The sequence below is a fragment of the Rhodococcus sp. 06-470-2 genome (assembly GCF_002258235.1).
Lineage (GTDB): Bacteria > Actinomycetota > Actinomycetes > Mycobacteriales > Mycobacteriaceae > Rhodococcoides.
Window position 1 is genome coordinate 1 of the sequence record NZ_NOYB01000049.1, and the last position, 20,395, is coordinate 20,395.

The 20,395-nt window shown below is 66.3% G+C and carries 26 protein-coding genes; 19 read left to right on the plus strand and 7 right to left on the minus strand.

The features are described from left to right. Both CH276_RS27590 and CH276_RS27595 read right to left on the minus strand, forming a co-directional pair. The coding region (locus tag CH276_RS27590) for a DUF222 domain-containing protein (protein ID WP_141214793.1) at positions 1-945 on the minus strand (945 nt) is incomplete at its 3' end. An 80-nt stretch (positions 946-1,025) separates the two neighbouring features. Next, the gene (locus tag CH276_RS27595; RefSeq protein ID WP_094629241.1) at positions 1,026-2,009 is read right to left on the minus strand and encodes a LysR family transcriptional regulator; all 984 of its coding nucleotides are present in this window, start codon (positions 2,007-2,009) and stop codon (positions 1,026-1,028) included. Positions 2,010-2,087: 78 nt separating this feature from the next. Between CH276_RS27595 and CH276_RS27600 the strand changes: the two genes are divergently transcribed. Beyond that, the gene (locus CH276_RS27600) at positions 2,088-2,504 is read left to right on the plus strand and encodes a DUF5997 family protein (RefSeq protein ID WP_094629242.1); all 417 of its coding nucleotides are present in this window, start codon (positions 2,088-2,090) and stop codon (positions 2,502-2,504) included. Here CH276_RS27600 and CH276_RS27605 read toward each other — a convergent pair. The 3 genes from CH276_RS27605 to rhtB are packed head-to-tail and all read right to left on the minus strand — an operon-like array spanning position 2,501 to position 3,665. After that, on the minus strand, positions 2,501-2,884 hold the full coding sequence (locus tag CH276_RS27605) for a YchJ family protein (RefSeq protein WP_094629243.1): 384 nt from the start codon (positions 2,882-2,884) through the stop codon (positions 2,501-2,503). The two genes, CH276_RS27600 and CH276_RS27605, sit on opposite strands and share 4 nt — an antisense overlap. Next, positions 2,881-3,027 (minus strand): hypothetical protein, encoded by a 147-nt coding sequence (locus CH276_RS28685; protein WP_155290785.1) that lies wholly within the window; start codon positions 3,025-3,027, stop codon positions 2,881-2,883. Before CH276_RS28685 ends, CH276_RS27605 begins: the two co-directional genes overlap by 4 nt. An 11-nt stretch (positions 3,028-3,038) precedes the next feature. After that, the gene (gene rhtB / locus CH276_RS27610; RefSeq protein WP_094629244.1) at positions 3,039-3,665 is read right to left on the minus strand and encodes a homoserine/homoserine lactone efflux protein; all 627 of its coding nucleotides are present in this window, start codon (positions 3,663-3,665) and stop codon (positions 3,039-3,041) included. Positions 3,666-3,746: 81 nt separating this feature from the next. Between rhtB and CH276_RS27615 the strand changes: the two genes are divergently transcribed. The 12 genes from CH276_RS27615 (at position 3,747) to hisI (ending at position 12,720) form a co-directional block, all read left to right on the plus strand. After that, positions 3,747-4,214, plus strand: a complete 468-nt coding sequence (locus CH276_RS27615; protein ID WP_032394344.1) for an SRPBCC family protein — start codon at positions 3,747-3,749, stop codon at positions 4,212-4,214. Positions 4,215-4,235: 21 nt separating this feature from the next. Next, positions 4,236-4,754, plus strand: coding sequence for a DinB family protein (locus CH276_RS27620; RefSeq protein WP_094629245.1), 519 nt, complete (start codon positions 4,236-4,238; stop codon positions 4,752-4,754). Positions 4,755-4,843: 89 nt separating this feature from the next. Beyond that, entirely contained in the window at positions 4,844-6,196 is a 1,353-nt protein-coding gene (gene hisD, locus CH276_RS27625) for a histidinol dehydrogenase (protein ID WP_094629246.1), read from the plus strand. After that, on the plus strand, positions 6,193-7,323 hold the full coding sequence (locus CH276_RS27630; RefSeq protein ID WP_094629247.1) for a histidinol-phosphate transaminase: 1,131 nt from the start codon (positions 6,193-6,195) through the stop codon (positions 7,321-7,323). Before hisD ends, CH276_RS27630 begins: the two co-directional genes overlap by 4 nt. Continuing rightward, positions 7,320-7,943 (plus strand): imidazoleglycerol-phosphate dehydratase HisB, encoded by a 624-nt coding sequence (hisB, locus tag CH276_RS27635; RefSeq protein WP_032394340.1) that lies wholly within the window; start codon positions 7,320-7,322, stop codon positions 7,941-7,943. Before CH276_RS27630 ends, hisB begins: the two co-directional genes overlap by 4 nt. A gap of 61 nt (positions 7,944-8,004) precedes the next feature. Beyond that, entirely contained in the window at positions 8,005-9,123 is a 1,119-nt protein-coding gene (locus CH276_RS27640; protein ID WP_094629265.1) for an MFS transporter, read from the plus strand. After that, positions 9,120-9,749, plus strand: a complete 630-nt coding sequence (gene hisH, locus CH276_RS27645; RefSeq protein WP_094629248.1) for an imidazole glycerol phosphate synthase subunit HisH — start codon at positions 9,120-9,122, stop codon at positions 9,747-9,749. The genes CH276_RS27640 and hisH overlap by 4 nt, the downstream gene beginning before the upstream one ends. Beyond that, positions 9,746-9,952, plus strand: a complete 207-nt coding sequence (locus CH276_RS27650; RefSeq protein ID WP_032394338.1) for a hypothetical protein — start codon at positions 9,746-9,748, stop codon at positions 9,950-9,952. The genes hisH and CH276_RS27650 overlap by 4 nt, the downstream gene beginning before the upstream one ends. A gap of 56 nt (positions 9,953-10,008) precedes the next feature. Next, entirely contained in the window at positions 10,009-10,743 is a 735-nt protein-coding gene (gene priA, locus CH276_RS27655) for a bifunctional 1-(5-phosphoribosyl)-5-((5-phosphoribosylamino)methylideneamino)imidazole-4-carboxamide isomerase/phosphoribosylanthranilate isomerase PriA (protein WP_032394337.1), read from the plus strand. Positions 10,744-10,750: 7 nt separating this feature from the next. Beyond that, complete coding sequence (locus CH276_RS27660) at positions 10,751-11,581, plus strand: inositol monophosphatase family protein (protein WP_032394336.1); 831 nt, start codon at positions 10,751-10,753, stop codon at positions 11,579-11,581. Beyond that, positions 11,578-12,351 carry an imidazole glycerol phosphate synthase subunit HisF gene (gene hisF, locus CH276_RS27665; protein WP_032394335.1) on the plus strand — a complete coding sequence of 258 codons (774 nt, stop codon included), beginning with the start codon at positions 11,578-11,580 and terminating at the stop codon, positions 12,349-12,351. The genes CH276_RS27660 and hisF overlap by 4 nt, the downstream gene beginning before the upstream one ends. 15 nt (positions 12,352-12,366) lie before the next feature. Next, positions 12,367-12,720: a phosphoribosyl-AMP cyclohydrolase gene (hisI, locus tag CH276_RS27670; protein ID WP_094629249.1), complete on the plus strand. Its 354-nt coding sequence runs from the start codon at positions 12,367-12,369 to the stop codon at positions 12,718-12,720. Here hisI and CH276_RS27675 read toward each other — a convergent pair. Then, positions 12,711-13,217 carry a MarR family winged helix-turn-helix transcriptional regulator gene (locus CH276_RS27675; protein ID WP_094629250.1) on the minus strand — a complete coding sequence of 169 codons (507 nt, stop codon included), beginning with the start codon at positions 13,215-13,217 and terminating at the stop codon, positions 12,711-12,713. The genes hisI and CH276_RS27675 overlap by 10 nt on opposite strands. Before the next feature lie 183 nt (positions 13,218-13,400). Then, positions 13,401-13,862 carry a peroxiredoxin gene (locus CH276_RS27680; RefSeq protein ID WP_094629251.1) on the minus strand — a complete coding sequence of 154 codons (462 nt, stop codon included), beginning with the start codon at positions 13,860-13,862 and terminating at the stop codon, positions 13,401-13,403. A 56-nt stretch (positions 13,863-13,918) separates the two neighbouring features. Here CH276_RS27680 and CH276_RS27685 point away from each other — a divergent pair, with 56 nt between their 5' ends. From CH276_RS27685 to lgt, 6 genes are all read left to right on the plus strand, one after another. After that, positions 13,919-15,487: an anthranilate synthase component I gene (locus CH276_RS27685; RefSeq protein ID WP_045194974.1), complete on the plus strand. Its 1,569-nt coding sequence runs from the start codon at positions 13,919-13,921 to the stop codon at positions 15,485-15,487. Next, positions 15,484-16,149: a TIGR02234 family membrane protein gene (locus CH276_RS27690; RefSeq protein ID WP_094629252.1), complete on the plus strand. Its 666-nt coding sequence runs from the start codon at positions 15,484-15,486 to the stop codon at positions 16,147-16,149. The genes CH276_RS27685 and CH276_RS27690 overlap by 4 nt, the downstream gene beginning before the upstream one ends. Before the next feature lie 79 nt (positions 16,150-16,228). After that, positions 16,229-17,038 (plus strand): indole-3-glycerol phosphate synthase TrpC, encoded by an 810-nt coding sequence (trpC, locus tag CH276_RS27695; RefSeq protein WP_032394329.1) that lies wholly within the window; start codon positions 16,229-16,231, stop codon positions 17,036-17,038. Positions 17,039-17,172: 134 nt separating this feature from the next. Further along, a complete protein-coding gene (trpB, locus tag CH276_RS27700) occupies positions 17,173-18,444 on the plus strand; it encodes a tryptophan synthase subunit beta (protein ID WP_045199662.1) in 1,272 nt (423 codons plus the stop codon). Then, complete coding sequence (gene trpA, locus CH276_RS27705; RefSeq protein ID WP_032394328.1) at positions 18,441-19,244, plus strand: tryptophan synthase subunit alpha; 804 nt, start codon at positions 18,441-18,443, stop codon at positions 19,242-19,244. Before trpB ends, trpA begins: the two co-directional genes overlap by 4 nt. Then, positions 19,241-20,263, plus strand: a complete 1,023-nt coding sequence (lgt, locus tag CH276_RS27710; RefSeq protein ID WP_094629253.1) for a prolipoprotein diacylglyceryl transferase — start codon at positions 19,241-19,243, stop codon at positions 20,261-20,263. The genes trpA and lgt overlap by 4 nt, the downstream gene beginning before the upstream one ends. The last annotated feature ends 132 nt before the right edge of the window (positions 20,264-20,395 follow it).

The following is a 20,395-nucleotide window of genomic DNA, read 5'->3' on the forward strand; positions in this document are numbered from 1 at the left end:
GCAGACGCCACTCGGTGTGGGCGAATCCGGTTCGGCTGCTGCAGGATCGGGACGCGCACCGTCACTCTCGGCACCAGGGGTCGTGCTGTCCTTGCCGCCACAAGTGCTGTCGGTCTCGTCATGCACGACCGATGTCGGGTCGGCGGGGTTGTTCACTCCCGGTTTCGCAGCTTTGGAGAACAAGGCTTCGAGGTAGGCCCGTAGTTCGGGGTCGACGCAGAATTTTCCTTCGGACATTCCGTCGGCACCTTGCTCGCCGAGGTAGAAGAACGCATCCCTGCGTTTCGGTGGTCTCGGTGGCTTCCCGTCCTCGTCTTCGTCCTCGTCCTCGTCGTGGTCGCCGTCGGGATTGAGGATCGAATCCAGGTGCGCCACCAACGGTGCGAAATCGTCGGGTCGCCTGGTCGAGGCGTAGCCCGCCAGTTGTTCGTCGGCGAGCTCGCGCGTCTGCGGATCGACATCCCGGGGCAGATGGCGGAAGAATTCGCGGATCATCTGCACATGCTTGGCATCGAGCAGCCCCGCCCGCAACGCTCCCGCGGTGTGCGGCAGCAACGGCGGCAGCACTTCCCCCGAGAAGGCGGTGCGGTCACCCAACTCCGCAGCCAGACGGACCCGTGCTCCGGCTGCTCGTGGGGTGATCCGCAGCATCCACGCCACCGACGACGGCACCGATCCCGGATACACATCGAGCCCGTGCTGAGAGATCAGCTCGTTGAGCCAGGTGTACAAGTACGCGGTCAGCGACCTGGTCGCCGTTTCCATCCGTTGGATCACCGCGCGCCGGTCGGCGTTCGTCCACGACACCGACGCCTGCCCGGCCAACTCCGCGATCGCGGATTCCACTCGGTCGACCAGCGCAGACAGTTCGGGATCGGACACCTCAGGGGCGGGCGGCACCGTCTCGATGCCGTCCACCTCTGATCCGCCGTCCCCCGAAAGCATGAACGGAATCTATCGCGACCTACTGACACACTTTCGAACACACGTTCTCATGGATTCGGGGGCGGAGCGAGATGCAGACGTCAGCGACGCTTCCCGCTGCGTCGGGCGTTCGTCTTCGTCTTGGCAACGGGGCGAGCGGGTTTGGAGGGGTGCGCTTTCTTCTTCTTGACCGGTGCCTCGTCCGACGGTCCGCGTGAACTGCGGGTCGAGCGGCCGCGGACGATACCGATGAATTCCTCGATGCGGTCGTCCTCGCGTTCGGCGACCCAGGCCAGTGCAATCTGTGACTGCTCGACATCGGTCACCGGGCGGTAGACGAGGTCCTTGCGGGCATTGAATCGGGCGACCGAGTGCGGCACGATCGCCACCCCGAGCCCGGCGGCCACGTACTCGAACGTCTCGGCAACGGAATTCATCGGCGGCAGTTCCGGTCGACTCCCGGACACGAGTTCGGTTGCCACCGCTGCCCATTCGGGCACGGTCGCGGGTTCGGCGAGCAGATGCTCGTCGGCGAGATCGGTCGCGGTGACCGAATCGAATGCGGCGACCGCGTGGTCTTTCGGGACCACCACCACCTGCACTTCCTGGTACAGACCGATCGCGTTGAGCCCATCGCGATCGATCGGCGGACGAACGAAGCTCACATCGACCGTTCCGTCGCGCAGGGCCGACACCTGTGTCTGCGGCGTCGTCGCCACCACGGACAAGGTGACGTCGGGGAACCGATCCGCCCAGATGCGTGTCCACTTCGTCAGCGTCACACCTTCGGCGTATCCGATGGTGAAGGTCGTCGGCTCGGCAGCAGCGACCTGCGCGAGCTCCGAGAGCCGATCGTCCTCGGCGATCTCCACCAGGGCTCGCTCGAGCAGATCGCGGCCTTCGGCGGTGAGCTCGGTGGGGGATGCTCCGGGCACGAACAGGTCGACGCCGAGCTGTTCCTCGAGTTCCACGATCGTCTTGCTCAATCGGATCCGCGAGATTCCGAGCGACCGAGCAGCGCGCGCGAAATGCAGTTGCTGCGCCACCGCCGCGTACCAGCGCAGTGTCTGCACATCGATGTTCACGATGTCGAGCCTATGGGACGAGGAGGGCAGTGAGGGACGGTGGCGTCGAGAGCGCCGACGGCCGGATAAGCTGGTCCGGTGAGCCCGGAGAACAAACAGCAGACCATGAAGCCATTGACCGCGGCGAACAAGCTCGGCATCTACCTTCCCGCAGCACCCGAAGAATTCCAGAACTCGATGATCAGCCGGTCCGACCTGGACGCACTGCGCAGCGATCCGCCGCAGTGGTTGACCGACCTGCAGGCCAACGGCCCCTTCCCCCGCGACGTCATCGCCAAGAAGCTCGGCGTGTCCATCGCGGGGCTGGCCCGCGGCGGTGTCACCGAAGCGCTGACCACCGAGGCAATCGACGAACTCGTCGCCAGCCCGCCCCAGTGGCTCGTTCGCGAGCGTCGCACCCAGATTCAGGTGCGCAAGGATGCCGAACGCATCAAGGAAAAGCAGGAAGCGCGTCGCACCTCGGGCAACCGACCGACCAAGCTGCGCAACCTCTAACGCGAGACGATCCCGTCGAGGTAGCGCCACCGGCCGTCGATGCGGGCGAAGCGGCTGACCTCACTCATCGAGCCTGCCCCGTCGGGATGCTTGTACCGAGCTCGGAACTCGACCGTTCCCGCGTCGTCGAACATGCCACCGGCGTCGGTTGCGAGAATGTCGAGTCGATACCACCGCTGGTCGGGGTCCAATTCCAGCTCGGCCGGTGCGGTGTCGGGATGCCACGATGCGCGGAGATATGCCACATCGCCGACGGCGAACGCGGTGAATCGCGATCGCATCAGCTTCTCCGCCGTCGGCGCGCTCGCCTCCCCGCGCAGATACGGCTCGCAACAGGCATCGAACGTGTCACCACTCGAACACGGACACCGTCCGCTCACTCGTCGACAACTTCGACGGAATAGGTGCCCAGTTCGTGCTCGTCCCGTTTGCCGACGTCCTGGATCCAGGTGTTGGCCTCCAGAAGCGTGTCGAACAGTCCCAGTGGAATCGGGTCGCCGCCGAGGGCATTCTTCATGATCACGCGATATTTCCTCACGGAGTCACCCGCCGGACGGTCGCCAGAAACGTTGCGGCGGCAAAGAACAGCCCGGCGAACGTGCGATTCATCGTCTTCTGTTGACGCTGGGATTTCATCAAGCGCAACACCCGCGACGCCAGCGAGGTGTACCCCGTCATCACGAGCATGTCGACCGCGACCATCGTGGCGGCGATCAGCAGGTACTGGACGACGAGAGGCCGTGTCGGATCGAGGAACTGGGGGAGCACCGCGACCATGAAGACGACAGCTTTCGGGTTGCTGGCGTTGACGAGGAAGCCTCGGGCGAGCATCGTCGTGCCACGGTCGGCTACTGCCGGGGCGTCGGCGACCTCGGTCGGGGCTGCCCGCCACTGTCGAACTCCGAGGTAGACCAGGTATGAGACGCCGAACCATTTGATGACGGAGAAGGCCAGCGTCGAGCTCGCCAGAACGGCTCCCAGTCCGACGGCGACGACGCCGATCTGAATCAGCAGACCGATCTGCAGCCCGAAGATGTTCCAGTATCCGCGGCGCAGGCCGTAGCGGAGCCCGGTGGACATCGACGCGATGGCACCGGCGCCGGGGGAGAGACTGATGACGATGCTCGCGCCGAGAAAGGCGAGCCACACTGACCAGGACATGGGTTCATTGAACTACGGCCGTCAACTCCGATTCGGCCCGGTAGGTGTGTCGAACCGGGCGCTGTGGGGTAGACCGCGGACATGGCAGACATCAGAACCATCGACACAGGCCCGCAGCACGTCACCCGTCAGACCGAGGTGCGGGCACCGGCGTCCGAACTGTTCGACATGGTGGCCGATCCGAAGCGGCACGGCGAGCTCGACGGATCCGGCACCGTCAAGGACACTGTGCGCGGTCCCGATCGACTCAGCACCGGTGCGAAATTCTCCGTCGGCATGAAGCAGTACGGCGTGCCCTACAAGATCACCAGTACCGTCACCGAGTTCGTCGACGCCGATCGGCACAAGGTCGTCGAGTGGCAGCATCCGATGGGGCACAGCTGGCGCTGGGAGTTCGAGGAGAAGCAGCCGGGCCTGACCACGGTCACCGAGAGCTTCAAGTACGGCACCGCCAAGGTCCCGAAAATGCTCGAGCTGTTCAAGATGCCGCAGAAGAACGCGCAGGGCATCACGAGCACGCTGCACAACCTCGCTGCTCGCTACGCCTGACCCGAACCTATTCTGACCGGCATGCCGATCGATCCCGATACCAAGAACTGGACCTGGGTACTCGAGCGAGCGTGCCCGGACTGCGGGTTCGACTCGAGCGCCGTCGTGTACGACGACATCCCGGACCTCATCCGCGCCGACGTCGAGCGTTGGGAGGCGGTGCTGCAGCGCGACGACGCAGCACTGCGCCCCGACGACTCGACGTGGTCCGCGCTCGAGTACGCCGCGCACGTACGTGACGCGTACCGCATCTTCCGCACCCGGCTGGCGTTGGTGTTGGCCGAAGACGATCCCGAGTTCGCCAACTGGGATCAGGACGCCACGGCGCTGGCCGAGAACTACAACGCCCAGGACCCAGCGAAGGTGGCATCCGAACTCGGTGACGCTGCGCGCGCCCTCGCGGACGATTTCGCTGCCGTTCCGCCGGAGAACCGGCAGCGGACCGGTCGACGAAGTGATGGATCGAACTTCTCGGTCGAGTCACTGGCCGCCTACTACATTCACGACCCCATCCATCATCTGTGGGACGTGCGGGGCTGAGCCGAATTCGGTGGAACTATCCTGGGTGTTCGAACCACACTGTTTCGACCGAACCCCGGCACCGAACCGACTTCACGAAGGGGCCCACTATGCCTGCCCGCATCGAGCTCGCCCGCGTCGATCTACGCGGACGAACTCCATCCACCGCCGAACTACGCGGCGCACTTCCCCGAGGCGGAGTGGATGTCGATTCGGTGCTGCATCAGGTTCGCCCTGTCGTCGACGCCGTCCGAGAACGCGGCACCGAGGCTGCGCTCGAGTTCAGTGAGAAGTTCGACGGCGTCCGGCCGGATCGCGTTCGCGTCCCGCAGGAAGAACTGGTCAAGGCCCTCGCCGAGCTCGATCCGGATGTTCGAGCCGCCCTCGAGGTCGCCATCGAACGAACCCGTCTGGTGCACTCCGATCAGCGCCGAACCGACCACACCACACAGGTGGTGCCCGGCGGAACGGTGACCGAACGCTGGATCCCGGTCGATCGCGTCGGGTTGTACGTGCCCGGCGGTAACGCCGTGTATCCGTCGTCGGTCGTGATGAACGTGGTGCCCGCGCAGATCGCAGGCGTCGGATCTCTGGTGGTGGCGTCGCCGCCGCAGAAGAACTTCGGCGGACTGCCGCACCCGACTATCTTGGCCGCGGCCCAGCTGCTCGGCGTCGACGAGGTCTGGGCGGTCGGCGGCGGCCAGGGTGTCGCGCTGCTCACCTACGGCGGCGTCGACACCGACGGTGGCGAGTTGGCACCGGTCGATCTCATCACCGGTCCCGGCAACATCTACGTCACCGCCGCCAAACGACTGTGCCGCTCGCTCGTCGGAATCGATTCCGAGGCAGGGCCGACCGAGATCGCGATCCTCGCCGACGCCACCGCGGACCCCGTTCACGTGGCAGCTGACCTCATCAGCCAGGCCGAACACGACGTGATGGCGGCCAGCGTGTTGGTCACCGACAGCATCGAACTGGCCGATGCCGTGGACCAGGCCGTCAACGCACAGATGGCATCGACGCGGCATGCCGAGCGGGTGGCCACCGCGCTGAACGGCAGTCAGTCCGGCATCGTGCTGGTCGACGATGTCACGCAGGGATTGGCCGTGGTCAACGCCTACGCCGCCGAGCACCTCGAGATCCAGACGAAGGACGCATCCGACGTCGCAGCCCGGGTGCGCAGCGCCGGTGCCGTGTTCGTCGGAGCGTGGTCGCCGGTGAGCCTCGGCGACTACTGCGCCGGTTCCAATCACGTACTGCCGACGGCAGGATGCGCGCGCCACTCGTCCGGCCTGAGTGTGCAGACGTTCCTCCGCGGTATCCACGTGGTCGACTACAGCGAAGCCGCCCTGAAAGACGTTGCGGCGCATGTCATTGCGCTCGCCAACGCCGAGGATCTACCGGCCCACGGCGAGGCGGTGCGGCTGCGGTTCGAAGGGTTGCGTACCGGTGATGCGTCATGAGTGATGCTTTGGGACGGTCGATCTCGCTGGACGACCTCCCGCTGCGCGAGGCGCTGATCGGCAAATCACCCTACGGCGCGCCGCAGCTCACCGTGCCGGTTCAGTTGAACACCAACGAAAATCCGCACCCGCCGACGCAGGCATTGATCGACGATGTGGCCGACTCCGTTCGACTCGCCGCCGGGCAGCTGCATCGCTACCCGGATCGCGATGCCGAAGCGCTGCGGGCCGACCTGGCTCGATACCTCACCGAGCAGACCGGCTTTGCCGTCGACACCGCCAACGTGTGGGCGGCCAACGGCTCCAACGAGATTCTGCAGCAGTTGCTGCAGGCCTTCGGGGGACCGGATCGCACCGCGCTCGGATTCGTGCCGTCGTACTCGATGCACCCGATCATCTCCTCCGGGACGCAGACCGAATGGATTCCGGCCAAGCGTCGGGCAGATTTCTCTCTGGACGTCGACTACGCCGTCGGTGCGATCGAAGAACGCAGGCCCGACGTCGTGTTCGTCACCAGCCCCAACAATCCGACGGGCCACAGCATCGACGAGGCGGATCTACGCCGAATCCTCGATGCCGCACCGGGAATCGTGGTGGTCGACGAGGCCTACGCGGAATTCTCCTCCGCTCCCAGTGCCATCGGGCTGATCGAGAGCTACCCCGGCAAGATCGTGGTCAGCCGAACCATGAGCAAGGCGTTCGCGTTCGCCGGTGGTCGGTTGGGATATCTGGTGGCTGCCCCGGCCGTAGTCGACGCAATGTTGTTGGTGCGCTTGCCCTATCACCTCTCGGTCGTCACGCAGGCGGCTGCACGAGCGGCGTTGCGGCACGCCTCGGACACACTCGGGAGCGTGGCCGAGCTCTCCGCCGAACGAGATCGGGTGGCAGCGGCTCTGGGAGACCAGGGTTACGAGGTGGTGCCGTCCGACGCCAACTTCCTGCTCTTCGGCCGGTTCGCCGATGCGGCCGCGACCTGGCAGCGGTACCTGGACGACGGCGTGCTCATCCGGGACGTCGGAATTCCCGGCTATCTGCGCGTCACCATCGGATTGGCGCACGAGAACGACCGATTCCTCACCGTCAGCGCAGCACTCGCATCGACCGAAACAGCAGAGGCACCGAAGTGACCACACCCGCACCCCGCATCGCCAAGATCGAGCGCACCACCAAGGAATCCGACATCTCGGTGGAGCTGAACCTCGACGGCACCGGCATCGTCGACATCTCCACCGGTGTGCCGTTCTACGACCACATGCTCACCGCGCTCGGAACCCACGCTCGGTTCGACCTGACCGTGCGGGCGAAGGGCGACATCGAGATCGAGGCGCACCACACCGTCGAGGACACCGCGATCGTGCTCGGCCAGGCTCTCGGCCAGGCCCTCGGTGACAAGGCCGGCATCACTCGGTTCGGCGATTCGTTCATCCCGATGGACGAAACACTGGTGCATGCGGCGGTCGACGTGTCCGGTCGTCCGTACTGCGTGCACACCGGTGAGCCCGATTACATGGTGCACTCCGTCATCGGCGGCTACCCGGGCGTTCCGTACTCCACGGTGATCAACAAGCACGTGTTCGAGACGCTGGCGTCGAACGCTCGGATCGCGCTGCACGTGCGGGTGATCTACGGCCGGGATCAGCATCACATCACCGAGGCCGAGTTCAAGGCCGTGGCTCGGGCATTGCGCCAGGCCACCGAGTACGACCCTCGCGTGACCGGTGTGCTGTCCACCAAGGGAAGTCTGTGACCGGTCGATCGGCGCTCGTGCGTTGAACGGCCTGAGCTCCGTCCGTGGTCTTCCGGCCGCGATGGCGATGGGCGCGGCATCGTTCGGCGGCTGGGGATTACTGCTCCCGGTGGTTCCCCTCGCGGTGTCCCAGTCCGGATCATCGGACGCGGTGGCAGCGGCCAGCACCGCGATCTTCATGGCCACGACGGTGATCACTCAGCTGTTCGTGCCGAGCATGTTGATGCGAGTCGGCCACCGCGCGGTTCTGGCCGCCGGGTGTCTGCTTCTCGGGTTGCCCGCCCTGCTGTTCATCGTCTCCGTCGATGCCGTACCGGCGCTGGCGGTGTCCGCGCTGCGGGGCACCGGTTTCGGAATGTTGACGGTTGCCGGCGCGGCCATCGTCGCCGAGCTCGCTCCGACAGCCCTGCTCGGCCGGGCCACGGGTGCGCAGGGGATCGCCGTCGCTCTGGCTCAGATGGTCACGCTGCCACTGGGTCTGGTGATTTTCGCGGCGAGTCCGACGGCCGTGTTCGTACTCGGTGCTCTCGTGCCCGCCGCAGGCCTGATCGGCGTCGTGCTCCTGCCACCCACCCGACCCGCCCCGCAGCCGCCCAGAATCGAGCGAGTTCGCCTCGACAAGCGCCGATTCCTGGTGCCCTGTCTCGTCGTGGCCTCGGTGTCCGCGGCCTACGGGGGAATCACCAGTCTGTTGCCGATCGCCGAATCGAACCGAGCCGCGATGATCGGACTAGCCCTGGCCGTCGTCAGTGCCTCGATGCTCGTCGGGCGTTACGCCGCGGGGTCGGTGGCCGACCGCATCGGGATCGGACGCTCGGTGTTTCCGGCGTTGGTGTCGGCGGCAATCGGTATCGCTCTGTTCGCGATCGCCGCGCTCGGCGGTATGCCCGCTGCGCTGTTCTTCGTCGCAGCCGTTCTGTTCGGAATCGGGTACGGCGCGTGCCAGAACGACAGTCTCGTGATGGCGTTCGACGCAGCCGGTCCGGCCCGATACAGCAGCGCGAGCGCCGTCTGGAACATCAGTTTCGACGCGGGTACCGGGGCGGGCGCACTCGCCCTCGGTGTCCTGGCGACGAGTGTGGGTTACACCGCGGGATTCACCGCAGCAGCAACGGCGGTGGTCGCAGTCGCGGCGGTGGCGCTCGTCGCGAGACCACGCCCCGATAGACTTCCCGCATGACTTCTGTGGTGTTGCTCGATTACGGCTCGGGCAATCTGCACTCGGCGAAGCGGGCTCTCGCCCGAGTCGGTGCCGATGTGACCGTGACCTCGGACTTCGACGAGGCACTGAATGCAGAAGCGCTGGTCGTTCCCGGTGTCGGCGCATTCGCCGCCTGCATGGAAGGGCTGCTGGCGGTGAAAGGCGAGCGCATCATCGGGCGACGCCTGGCGGGCGGACGCCCCGTCCTCGGCATCTGTGTCGGAATGCAGATCCTCTTCGACCGCGGGGTCGAGTTCGGGGTCGAGGCCGACGGGTGCGGGGAGTGGCCGGGAACGGTCGAGCGCTTGCAGGCCGAGGTGCTGCCCCACATGGGATGGAACACCGTCGAGGCACCGGAGAAGAGCGTGCTGTTCGACGGCATCGATCCCGACACCCGGTTCTACTTCGTGCACTCCTACGCCGCGCAACAGTGGGAGCTCGAACCCAGCGACACCATCGCCGCCCCGTTGCTCACCTGGGCCGATCACGGCGGCCGGTTCCTCGCCGCGGTCGAGAACGGCGCTCTCTCGGCCACCCAGTTCCACCCGGAGAAGTCCGGCGACGCCGGGGCCGCGCTGCTCGAGAACTGGGTCCGATCGGTGTGAGCGACCGCGAGTTCTCACTCGGGCGCTTGGCGGTTCGCGCACTCGGTGCGGCTGTGGCCGTGCTGGCCATCGCGACGGCACTGATCGCTGTGCTGCAGCCGAGTGCCGGGGTGGGCTTGGTCATCGCATTGGCCGGTGTGGTCGGCGCGATCGCGGCGATGGGTGTGGTGTCCACGCGCATGACGCGCAAGGAACTCCGGTAGGACCACAGGCGACCCGTTTTGAGTTCACGGACGCTCGGCCCGTAGCATAACCGCACGTGAGCCTGGTCTTATTGCCTGCTGTCGATGTCGCAGGCGGCGAAGCTGTCCGTCTCGTTCAAGGAGAAGCCGGAAGCGAAACGAAGTACGGGTCGCCCCGTGACGCGGCCCTCGCGTGGCAGAACGACGGTGCCGAGTGGGTCCATCTGGTGGATCTCGACGCTGCGTTCGGACGCGGATCCAACCGCGAGCTGCTGGCGTCGGTCGTCGGCGAGCTCGACGTCCAGGTGGAGCTGTCCGGCGGAATTCGCGACGACGAGTCGCTGCGCGCGGCGCTGGCGACCGGTTGTGCGCGAGTCAATCTCGGCACCGCAGCGCTCGAGGATCCGCAGTGGTGCTCCCGCGCGATCGGCGAGTTCGGTGATCGCGTCGCCGTCGGTCTGGACGTGCTGATCGTCGACGGCGCACCGCGGTTGCGCGGCCGCGGCTGGGTGAGCGACGGCGGCGATCTGTGGGAGGTTCTGGAGCGGCTCGAGCGCGACGGGTGCTCGCGCTACGTCGTCACCGACGTGACCAAGGACGGCACGTTGACCGGGCCCAACCTCGAACTGCTAGCCGACGTGTGCGCCAAGACCGACAAGCCGGTCATCGCATCGGGCGGCGTGTCCACGATTGCCGACCTGGAAGCGATCGCCGGACTGGTCGACCGCGGTGTCGAAGGTTCCATCGTCGGAAAGGCTCTGTACGCCGGACGTTTCACGCTTCCGGACGCTCTCGCTGCGGTGTCTCGGTAACGCAGGAATGACCCTTCCCGAGGAACCGACTCGTCTGCTCGAGATCGCCGGAGGTCTGCTCGACGGCATCCACGATCGGTTCGTCGCCGGCGTCGGCGCACCGAGTGCAGTGCAGAAGGGCCCCGACGACTTCGCCACCGCAGTGGATCTGGAGCTCGAGCGGCGGCTCGGTGCGGAATTGCACGAAGCCACCGGAATCGCTGTTCACGGTGAGGAGTTCGGGGGACCGGATCTGAACTCGGGACTCGTCTGGGTGCTGGACCCGATCGACGGCACCTTCAACTATTCGTCGGGATTGCCGTCGGCCGGAACGTTGTTGGCGTTGCTCGACGATGGCGAGCCGATCCTCGGGCTCACGTGGCTGCCGTTGGTGGACCAGCGTTTCGCCGCTGTGGCAGGCGGCCCCCTGTTGCTCAACGGTGCCGCACTTCCGGCGCTGCAGCCGAAAGCATTGCGCGAGTCCATGATCGGGTTCGGTGCGTTCAATGTGGCCAGCCGCGGTTCGCTGCCGGGTCGGTTCCGATTCCGCATCCTCGAAGAGCTGTCGATGCATTCCTCGCGACTGCGGATGCACGGTGCCACCGGAGTCGATCTCGCCTACACCGCCAGCGGAGTTCTCGGCGGCGCGGTGGTCTTCGGGCACCGGGCCTGGGACAACGCAGCCGGCGCACTGCTGGTACGCGCGGCAGGCGGAATCGTCACCGACCTCGCGGGCGAACCCTGGACGGTCGACTCGGCGTCGGTGCTCGCAGCCGGACCGGGAGTGCACGAAGAATTGCTGAAGGTGATCACCGAACTCGGTGATCCCGTCGACTACCTGGAAGGACCGGTGCGATGAGCGTCGCGGTCAGAGTGATCCCGTGCCTCGACGTCGACGCCGGACGCGTCGTCAAGGGAGTGAACTTCGAGAACCTCCGCGACGCAGGCGATCCCGTCGAGCTCGCGGCCGCCTACGACGCGCAGGGGGCCGACGAGCTGACCTTCCTCGACGTCACCGCGTCGACGTCGGACCGAGGCACGATGCTCGACGTCGTGAGCCGCACCGCCGAGCAGGTGTTCATCCCGCTCACCGTCGGCGGGGGAGTGCGCACCGTCGCCGACGTGGATCGACTGCTGCGAGCCGGGGCGGACAAGGTCAGTGTCAACACCGCAGCGATCGCGCGACCGGAACTGCTGCGTGAACTGAGCGAACGATTCGGTTCGCAGTGCATCGTGCTCTCGGTCGATGCACGAACCGTTCCCGACGGTCAGCAGGACACCCCGTCGGGCTGGGAGGTCACCACCCACGGCGGCAAACGCGGCACCGGCATCGATGCCGTCGAATGGGCAGTACGGGGAGCGGAATTGGGCGTCGGTGAGATCCTGCTCAATTCGATGGACGCCGACGGAACCAAAGCCGGATTCGATCTGCCGATGATCGCCGCCGTCCGGAGCGCGGTGCACGTGCCGGTGATCGCCAGTGGCGGAGCAGGCGCCGTGGAACACTTTTCGCCGGCAGTGCACGCCGGCGCGGACGCGGTTCTCGCCGCGAGCGTGTTCCATTTCGGTGATCTCACCATCGGCCAGGTCAAGGATGCGATGCGTGCCGAACGCATCGTCGTCCGATAGCGAAGAGGATTTCCGATGACACTCGACCCGAGTCTGTCCGCGCGGCTCAAGCGCAACGAGGCCGGACTGTTCAGCGCCGTCGTGCAGGAACGGTCGACCGGTCAGGTACTCATGGTGGCCTGGATGGACGACGAGGCGCTGGCACGAACCCTCGAAACCCGCAAGGGCACTTACTATTCCAGGTCCAGGCAGCAGTACTGGATCAAGGGTGAGACGTCGGGTCACACGCAGTACGTGCACGAGGTTCGACTCGACTGCGACGGTGACACCGTGCTCCTGGTCGTCGACCAGGTCGGCGCGGCGTGCCACACCGGCACGCACACCTGCTTCGATGCCGACGTCCTGTTGGGCCCAGACCCTCAGGCGTGACCGGTTCCGGCCGCGATTCCCTTGTCCAACTGCGTCAGCAGAGTCGAGCTCAGGGTCGCGAGCTGCTCGACCTCCGCGTCCGAGAGCCCCTCGAACACCAGTGACTGCACCGTGCCGACGTGCCCCGGTGCCGATTCCACGACCTTCGCCATGCCTGCGTCGGTCAGCACCGCATAGGACCCGCGGCTACCCGGGATCGACTCGCGCCGCACCCAACCGGCCTTCTCGAGCTTGGTCACCACGTGCGAGAGGCGCGAGAGCGACGCGTTCGCGTACTCGGCGAGGTCGCGGAGCTGGATCCGTCGCTGCGGATTCTCGCTGACCGTCGCGAGGACGAAGTAGTCGAAGTGGGTCAGCTGCGAATCGCGCTGCAGCTGAGCATCCAACGCTGCTGGAAGTCGAGTGACCAGGGCGACGAGCGACCGCCAGGCCTCCTGTTGACTCTCGGTGAGCCAACGGGGATCCACCGTGTGTTGCGGTGTCGCCGACGTGTCCATCCCAGGGAACCTCTCGATCTCTCGGTCGTTGCTGCAGGCTCCGATGATCTGTCTCGGTCGTTCCTGCAGGCTCCACTCCTATCCGTGGGTCGTTCCTGCAGGCTCCACTCCTGCCCAGATAGTTGTGGTCTGCACATGATGCCTCGAGGTTCCCCCACCCGAGGCATCGCGTCGGACAGTGCTCTAGGTGCGATGTGCCCGCAGGTAGTCGAGAGCCTTGTCTGCGTGGGCCTCGAACCGGACCTCGCTCGAGAAGGTCTCGAGGACCTTCCTGTCGGTGCCGATGACGAACGTCGCACGCTTGACCGGGGAGAGCTTGGCCAGCAGACCACGCTTGACGCCGAACGCGGTGGCGACGGTGCCGTCCTCGTCGGACAGCAGCGGGTAGTCGAAGGACTTGGCGGCGGCGAACTCTGCCTGCTTCGCGACCGCATCGGCGCTGATGCCGACCCGGGTGGCACCGACCTCGGCGAACTCGGACGCCAGGTCCCGGAAATGGCACGCCTCGGCGGTGCAGCCGGGGGTGAAGGCAGCGGGGTAGAAGAACAGCACCACCGGACCGTCCGCCAGCAATTCGGTCAGCGTTCGGGTCTCTCCGGTCTGGTCCGGCAGGGAAAAATCGGGAACGAGCTCGCCTGGTTTCATGCTCGGCAGGTTACCGCGAGCGCCGACGCTCGTGCCGAACCTGGGAGGATGGTGGCATGCACGGCGAGACGACCACCGACCCCAGCCCCACTCCCGACACCGAGAACTCGGACTCGACGACCTCGCGTGAGGTGTTCCGGCATCTCGCCGCCGAGCACCGCGTGGTGCCGGTGACGCGAAAAGTGCTCGCCGACTCCGAGACCCCGCTGTCGGCGTACCGCAAGCTCGGTGCCGACCGACCCGGAACCTTCCTGCTCGAGTCCGCACAGAACGGCAGTTCGTGGTCCAGGTGGTCGTTCATCGGTGCAGGCTCTCCGGCGTCGCTCACCGTCATCGACGGTGAGGCCGCATGGCGCGGCAACGTTCCTGCAGGGGTGCCGAGCGGCGGAGATCCTCTCGAAGTGCTGGCGCGGACTCTGGAGCTGTTGCACTCGGAGCGGCTGCCAGGTCTGCCTCCGTTGACCGGCGGCATGGTCGGTTACCTCGGATACGACTCGGTGCGGCGCATCGAGAAGCTGCCCGAGCATGCGCAGGACGATCTCGGTGTTCCGGAGTTGGTCATGCTGCTCGCGACCGATCTCGCGGCCGTCGACCATCACGAGGGCGCGATCACCTTGATCGCGAACGCGGTCAACTGGAACGGCACCGACGAGCATGTGGACGAGGCGTACGACGACGCGGTGCGCAGATTGGATCGCATGTGCGCAGACCTGTCGAAGCCCGCCGCCTCCACCGTCTCCACCGTGTCCAGGCCGAAGCCGCAGTTCCGGAGGCAGCGCACGTCCGAGGGCTTCGGTGCCGACGTCGCTCGCCTGGTGGAGGAGATCGAAGCAGGTGAGGCGTTCCAGGTGGTTCTCTCCCAACGTTTCGAGATGGACACCGATGCGTCACCGCTGGACGTCTACCGGATGCTGCGGGCCTCGAATCCGAGCCCGTACATGTACCTGATGCACGTACCGGGGGAGAACGATGAGACGGCCTTCTCCATCGTCGGATCGAGCCCCGAGGCATTGGTGACGGTGGTCGACGGTCTCGCCACCACGCATCCGATCGCGGGCACGCGGTGGCGAGGCACCTCCGAGGAGGAGGATGTGCTGCTCGAGAAGGATCTGCTGGCCGACGAGAAGGAGAACGCCGAGCACCTGATGCTCGTCGATCTGGGCCGCAACGATCTCGGGCGAGTCTGCGCTCCCGGCACCGTGCGAGTGAGCGATTACCGCCACATCGAGCGATACAGCCACGTCATGCACCTGGTGTCGACGGTCACCGGACGGTTGGCCGAGGGCAAGCGTGCCCTCGACGCGGTCAAGGCCTGCTTCCCGGCAGGCACCCTGTCCGGGGCACCGAAGGTGCGCGCGATGGAACTGATCGACGAACTGGAGCCGACCCGACGCGGCATCTACGGCGGCATCGTCGGCTACCTCGATTTCGCGGGAGACGCCGACACGGCGATCTCGATTCGCACCGCACTGATCAAGGACGGCACCGCCTACGTTCAGGCCGGGGCAGGCGTCGTGGCCGACTCGGTTGCGGAGTACGAGGACGACGAGGCGCGGAACAAGGCGATGGCGGTGCTGGGAGCCGTCGCCGCTGCGGAGTCGCTCCGTGAGGTCGGCGGCCGATGACCGAGCGATCCAATCGCCGCGGGTCGGCCGCTCTGCCCGTCGCCCTTCTGGTCGTTGCTGCCGTGTGCCTGTGGGGCGCGTCGAGGATGACGTGGGTTCGGGTGACGTCGTTCGACGGGCTGGGGGAGAGCCGAACCGACGACCTGCTCGGCAGCACCTGGGCCGCTGCCACGACCCCCCTGGCACTGGTGTTGGTGGCGGCGATCGCCGCCTCGTTCGCCGTGCGGGGGTGGGCCTCGCGGGTGCTGGCCCTGCTGATCGCCGTGGTGGCCGTGGCGGCCGCGATTCCGGCAGTTCGATTGCTCACTGCCGGGGCGTCCGATTCGGAGTCCGCGGCGCTGGCTGAGCTTCCGGCCCGCGCCCAGGTGTCGATGACGGACGTGTCGGTTCTGCCCGCGATCGTCACCCTCGTCGGTGCACTCTGCGCCTTCGCTGCGGCTGTGGTGTCGATTCGGAAAACGTTTGCCACGCAGGTACTCTCGTCCAAGTACGACGCCCCGGCGGTGCGTCGTGACGAGGTTGCTCGTCGTGCGCGCAGCAGTGCCTCCGGTGCCGGTGTGCAGGACGAGGGCGAGGACCTCACCGAACGCATGATGTGGGACGCGCTCGACGCCGGCGAAGACCCTACCGACGAGTCCGGTACCCGGCGTTCGTCGGATTGAATCGGCCCTCTACGCTAGATCCGACCCCGATGAGATTCCTCACATCGGACGTCGACGCTCAGAAAGGACTGGGGGCACCATGACTGTTCTCGACTCGATTCTCGACGGTGTGCGAGCCGACGTGGCCGCGCGTGAATCGGTGGTCGATTTCGCCGCCGTGAAAGCAGCAGCGAAGGCAGCACCGGCCCCCCTCGACGCGGCAGCTGCCCTCCGTGAGGACGGCATCGGCGTCATCGCCGAGGTGAAACGAGCGAGCCCGTCCAAAGGGGCGTTGGCCGACATCGGTGATCCGGCCGTTCTGGCCCGCGCGTACGAGCAGGGCGGCGCGCGCATCATCAGTGTTCTCACCGAGGAACGTCGCTTCCACGGGTCTCTGGCAGACCTCGATGCCGTGCGTGCCGCGGTGTCGATTCCCGTGCTGCGCAAGGACTTCATCGTCGGCCCCTATCAGATCCACGAGGCTCGGGCCCACGGTGCCGACGTCATCCTGCTGATCGTCGCGGCGCTGGAGCAGGATGCGTTGGCGTCCTTGCTCGACCGCACCGAGTCGCTGGGCATGACGGCGCTGGTCGAGGTGCACACCGAGGCCGAGGCGGACCGCGCCCTCGAGGCCGGTGCCAGCGTGATCGGCATCAATGCCCGCAATCTGAAGACGCTCGAGATCGATCGTGACAGCTTCGGCCGTATCGCTCCCGGGTTGCCCAGCGAGGTTATTCGTATCGCGGAGTCCGGAGTGCGTGGCACGGCGGATCTGCTCGCCTACGCCGGTGCAGGTGCCGACGCGGTACTGGTCGGCGAGGGCTTGGTCACCGCAGGAGATCCGCGTACGGCCGTCTCGGACCTGGTGACGGCGGGCACGCATCCGTCGTGCCCCAAGCCCGCACGCTGACCCTGCACCGCTGACCCGGCACCCGACCCGAACGCGGCGGCGGTCCGCCGTTGGGGCACACTGGACCGGTGAGCACCAGCAATTCTTCTTCCATCACGGACGCCCCGCAGGCAGTCCGTTTCAAAGGCGCTGATCTGCCGCAGAGCAGCATCGGCCTCACCGATCGCAGCGCGCACGAGCCCGATGTGGGCGGCCATTTCGGTGTCTACGGCGGCAGATTCGTGCCCGAGGCACTGATGGGCGTGATCGAGGAAGTCACCGCCGAGTACGAGAAGGTGCGCAGCGACAACGAGTTCCTCGGTGAACTCGACCGACTGCAGCGCGATTACACCGGTCGCCCCTCGCCGGTCTTCGAGGCGACGCGGTTGTCCGAGCACGCAGGCGGCGCTCGGATTCTCCTCAAGCGAGAAGACCTCAACCACACCGGTTCTCACAAGATCAACAACGTGCTCGGACAGGTGCTCCTGGCCAAGCGTATGGGCAAGACACGGATCATCGCCGAGACCGGCGCGGGCCAGCACGGGGTGGCCACCGCCACGGCGTGCGCGCTCCTCGGGCTCGAGTGTGTCGTGTACATGGGCGAGGTCGACACCGAACGGCAGGCCCTCAACGTCGCTCGGATGCGTCTGCTCGGATCCAGTGTCGTGGCCGTGAAGTCCGGATCGCGCACCCTCAAGGACGCCATCAACGAGGCGCTGCGCGACTGGGTCACGAACGCGGACAACACGTACTACTGCTTCGGCACCGTCGCCGGGCCACACCCCTTCCCGGTCATGGTGCGCGATTTCCAGCGCATCATCGGCCTCGAAGCGCGGCAGCAGGTGCTCGCGTCCACGGGTCGGCTGCCCGACGCCATCGCCGCCTGCGTCGGCGGTGGCTCCAACGCAATCGGCATCTTCCACGCCTTCATCGACGACGCCGATGTTCGGCTGATCGGTTTCGAGGCGGCGGGTGACGGTGTCGAGACCGGCCGCCACGCTGCGACGATCAGTGGTGGAACTCCGGGAGCCTTGCACGGTGCGTACTCCTACCTGCTGCAGGACGAGGACGGTCAGACCGTCGAATCTCATTCCATCTCAGCGGGATTGGACTACCCGGGCGTCGGTCCCGAGCACTCGTACTTGCACGACATCGGTCGGGCCGAGTACCGCGGCATCACCGATACCGAAGCCATGAACGCCTTCAAGCTGCTGTGCCGCACCGAAGGCATCATCCCGGCCATCGAGTCCTCGCACGCCATCGCAGGCGCGCTCACCCTCGGCAAGGAGTTGGGCAAGGACGCGATCATCCTGGTCAACCTCTCCGGCCGCGGCGACAAGGACGTCGACACCGCAGCCGAATGGTTCGGGCTGATCGACGGAGACGGCGAAGCGAACGTGGACGACGAAGCAGGTATCAAGCCATGAGCAACAACGACTCCCGCCTCTCGGGAACCTTCGCGCAGTGCCGTGCCGAAGGGCGCGCAGCACTCGTCGGATACCTCCCGGCAGGATTTCCGACGGTGCCGCGATCGGTCGAGGTGTTCAAGACGATGGTCGACGCCGGATGCGACATCGTCGAGGTGGGCATCCCGTACTCCGATCCGGTGATGGACGGCCCCACGATCCAGGCCGCGGCCGATGTCGCGCTGCGAGCCGGGGCCCGAGTCAAGGACGTCTTCGCCGTCACCGAGCAGGTTGCGGCAGCGGGTGGCCGAGCGGTGGTCATGACCTACTGGAACCTGGTCCTCAAGTACGGCATCGAGAACTTCGCGCGCGACCTCGCGAGTGCGGGTGGGCTCGGGATCATCACACCGGATCTCATTCCCGACGAGGCTCAGGAATGGATCGAGGTCTCGAACCGGTACGAACTCGACCGAATCTTCCTCGTCGCCCCGTCGTCCACCGAGGAGCGGCTGGTCAGCACCGTCGAAGCCAGTAGCGGCTTCGTGTACGCGGCCTCGACGATGGGCGTCACCGGTGCCCGCGACGCGGTGTCCTCGATGGCCCCCGCACTCTCGGCACGCATCCGTCAACACTCCGACATTCCCATCGGCGTGGGTCTTGGAGTGCGCTCGGGTGCCCAGGCAGCCGAGATCGCCCGCTACGCCGACGCCGTGATCGTCGGTTCGGCATTGGTCAGTGCCGTCGACAAGGGACTCGACGCCGTGCGCGACCTGACGACGGAACTCGCCGAGGGTGTCCGTTCGGCTAACGTAGCGTCGTGACTTCGACCGCGATCCTGGCCTACATTCCCAGTCCGCCGCAGGGGGTGTGGCACGTCGGACCGCTGGCTCTGCGGGCCTACGCCCTGTTCATCATCATCGGCATCGTCGTTGCCGTCGTGTGGGGTGATCGCCGCTGGGTGGCCCGAGGTGGAACCAAGGGAACAGTCCTCGACGTCGCGGTCTGGGCCGTCCCGTTCGGCCTGCTGGGCGGACGTCTGTACCACGTGGCAACCGACTGGAAGACGTATTTCGGCCCCGGCGGAAACCCGGTCGAAGCGTTGTACGTCTGGAACGGCGGGCTGGGAATCTGGGGAGCGGTGTTCCTGGGCGGCGTCGGTGCCTGGATCGCGTGCCGTCGACGCGGGATTCCGCTGCCGGCGTTCGGTGATGCAGTCGGTCCTCCGATTCTGCTGGCCCAGGCGATCGGCCGCATCGGCAACTACTTCAATCAGGAACTGTACGGACGCGCCACCACCCAGCCGTGGGGCCTGGAGATCTACGAACGGGTCGACTCCGACGGACGGCTCGATCCACTCAACGGGATCTCGACCGGATTCGTGGAAAAAGTGGTGCACCCGACGTTCCTGTACGAGCTGTTGTGGAGCGTTGCGGTCGTGGTGCTTCTGGTTCTCGTCGACCGCAAGTACACGATCGGCCACGGTCGACTGTTCGCGCTGTACGTGGCCGGATACTGCGCCGGACGGTTCTGGGTGGAACTCATGCGCGACGATTTCGCCACGACGATCGCCGGTATACGCATCAACACCTTCACCTCCGCCATCATCTTCGTTCTGGCGCTCGCGTACTTCGTGATCGCCACCAAGGGCCGTGAAGATCCGGCGACGCTGAAATCGAACGACGACGTGGATCGCGAGACCTCTTCCGAGGACACCGCATCGGATGCAGAAGGTTCGCGTTCGGCACCGATCGACAGCACCACGGACGCAAGCACCGTCGACGCGCAGCCCGGTCCGGCGTCCGACAAGAAAGCCGAGGAAGAAGGCAGTACGCGTGGTTGATTTCGACAAGACCCCTCAGCCCGACCCCGAACCGGATTCCACCGCCGATTCGAGCGACAACGGGTCGAATCCGACCGCGTCGTTCGGTACGCCTTTCGATTACGACGCCACCGCCGAAGCGTCGCTCTCGGA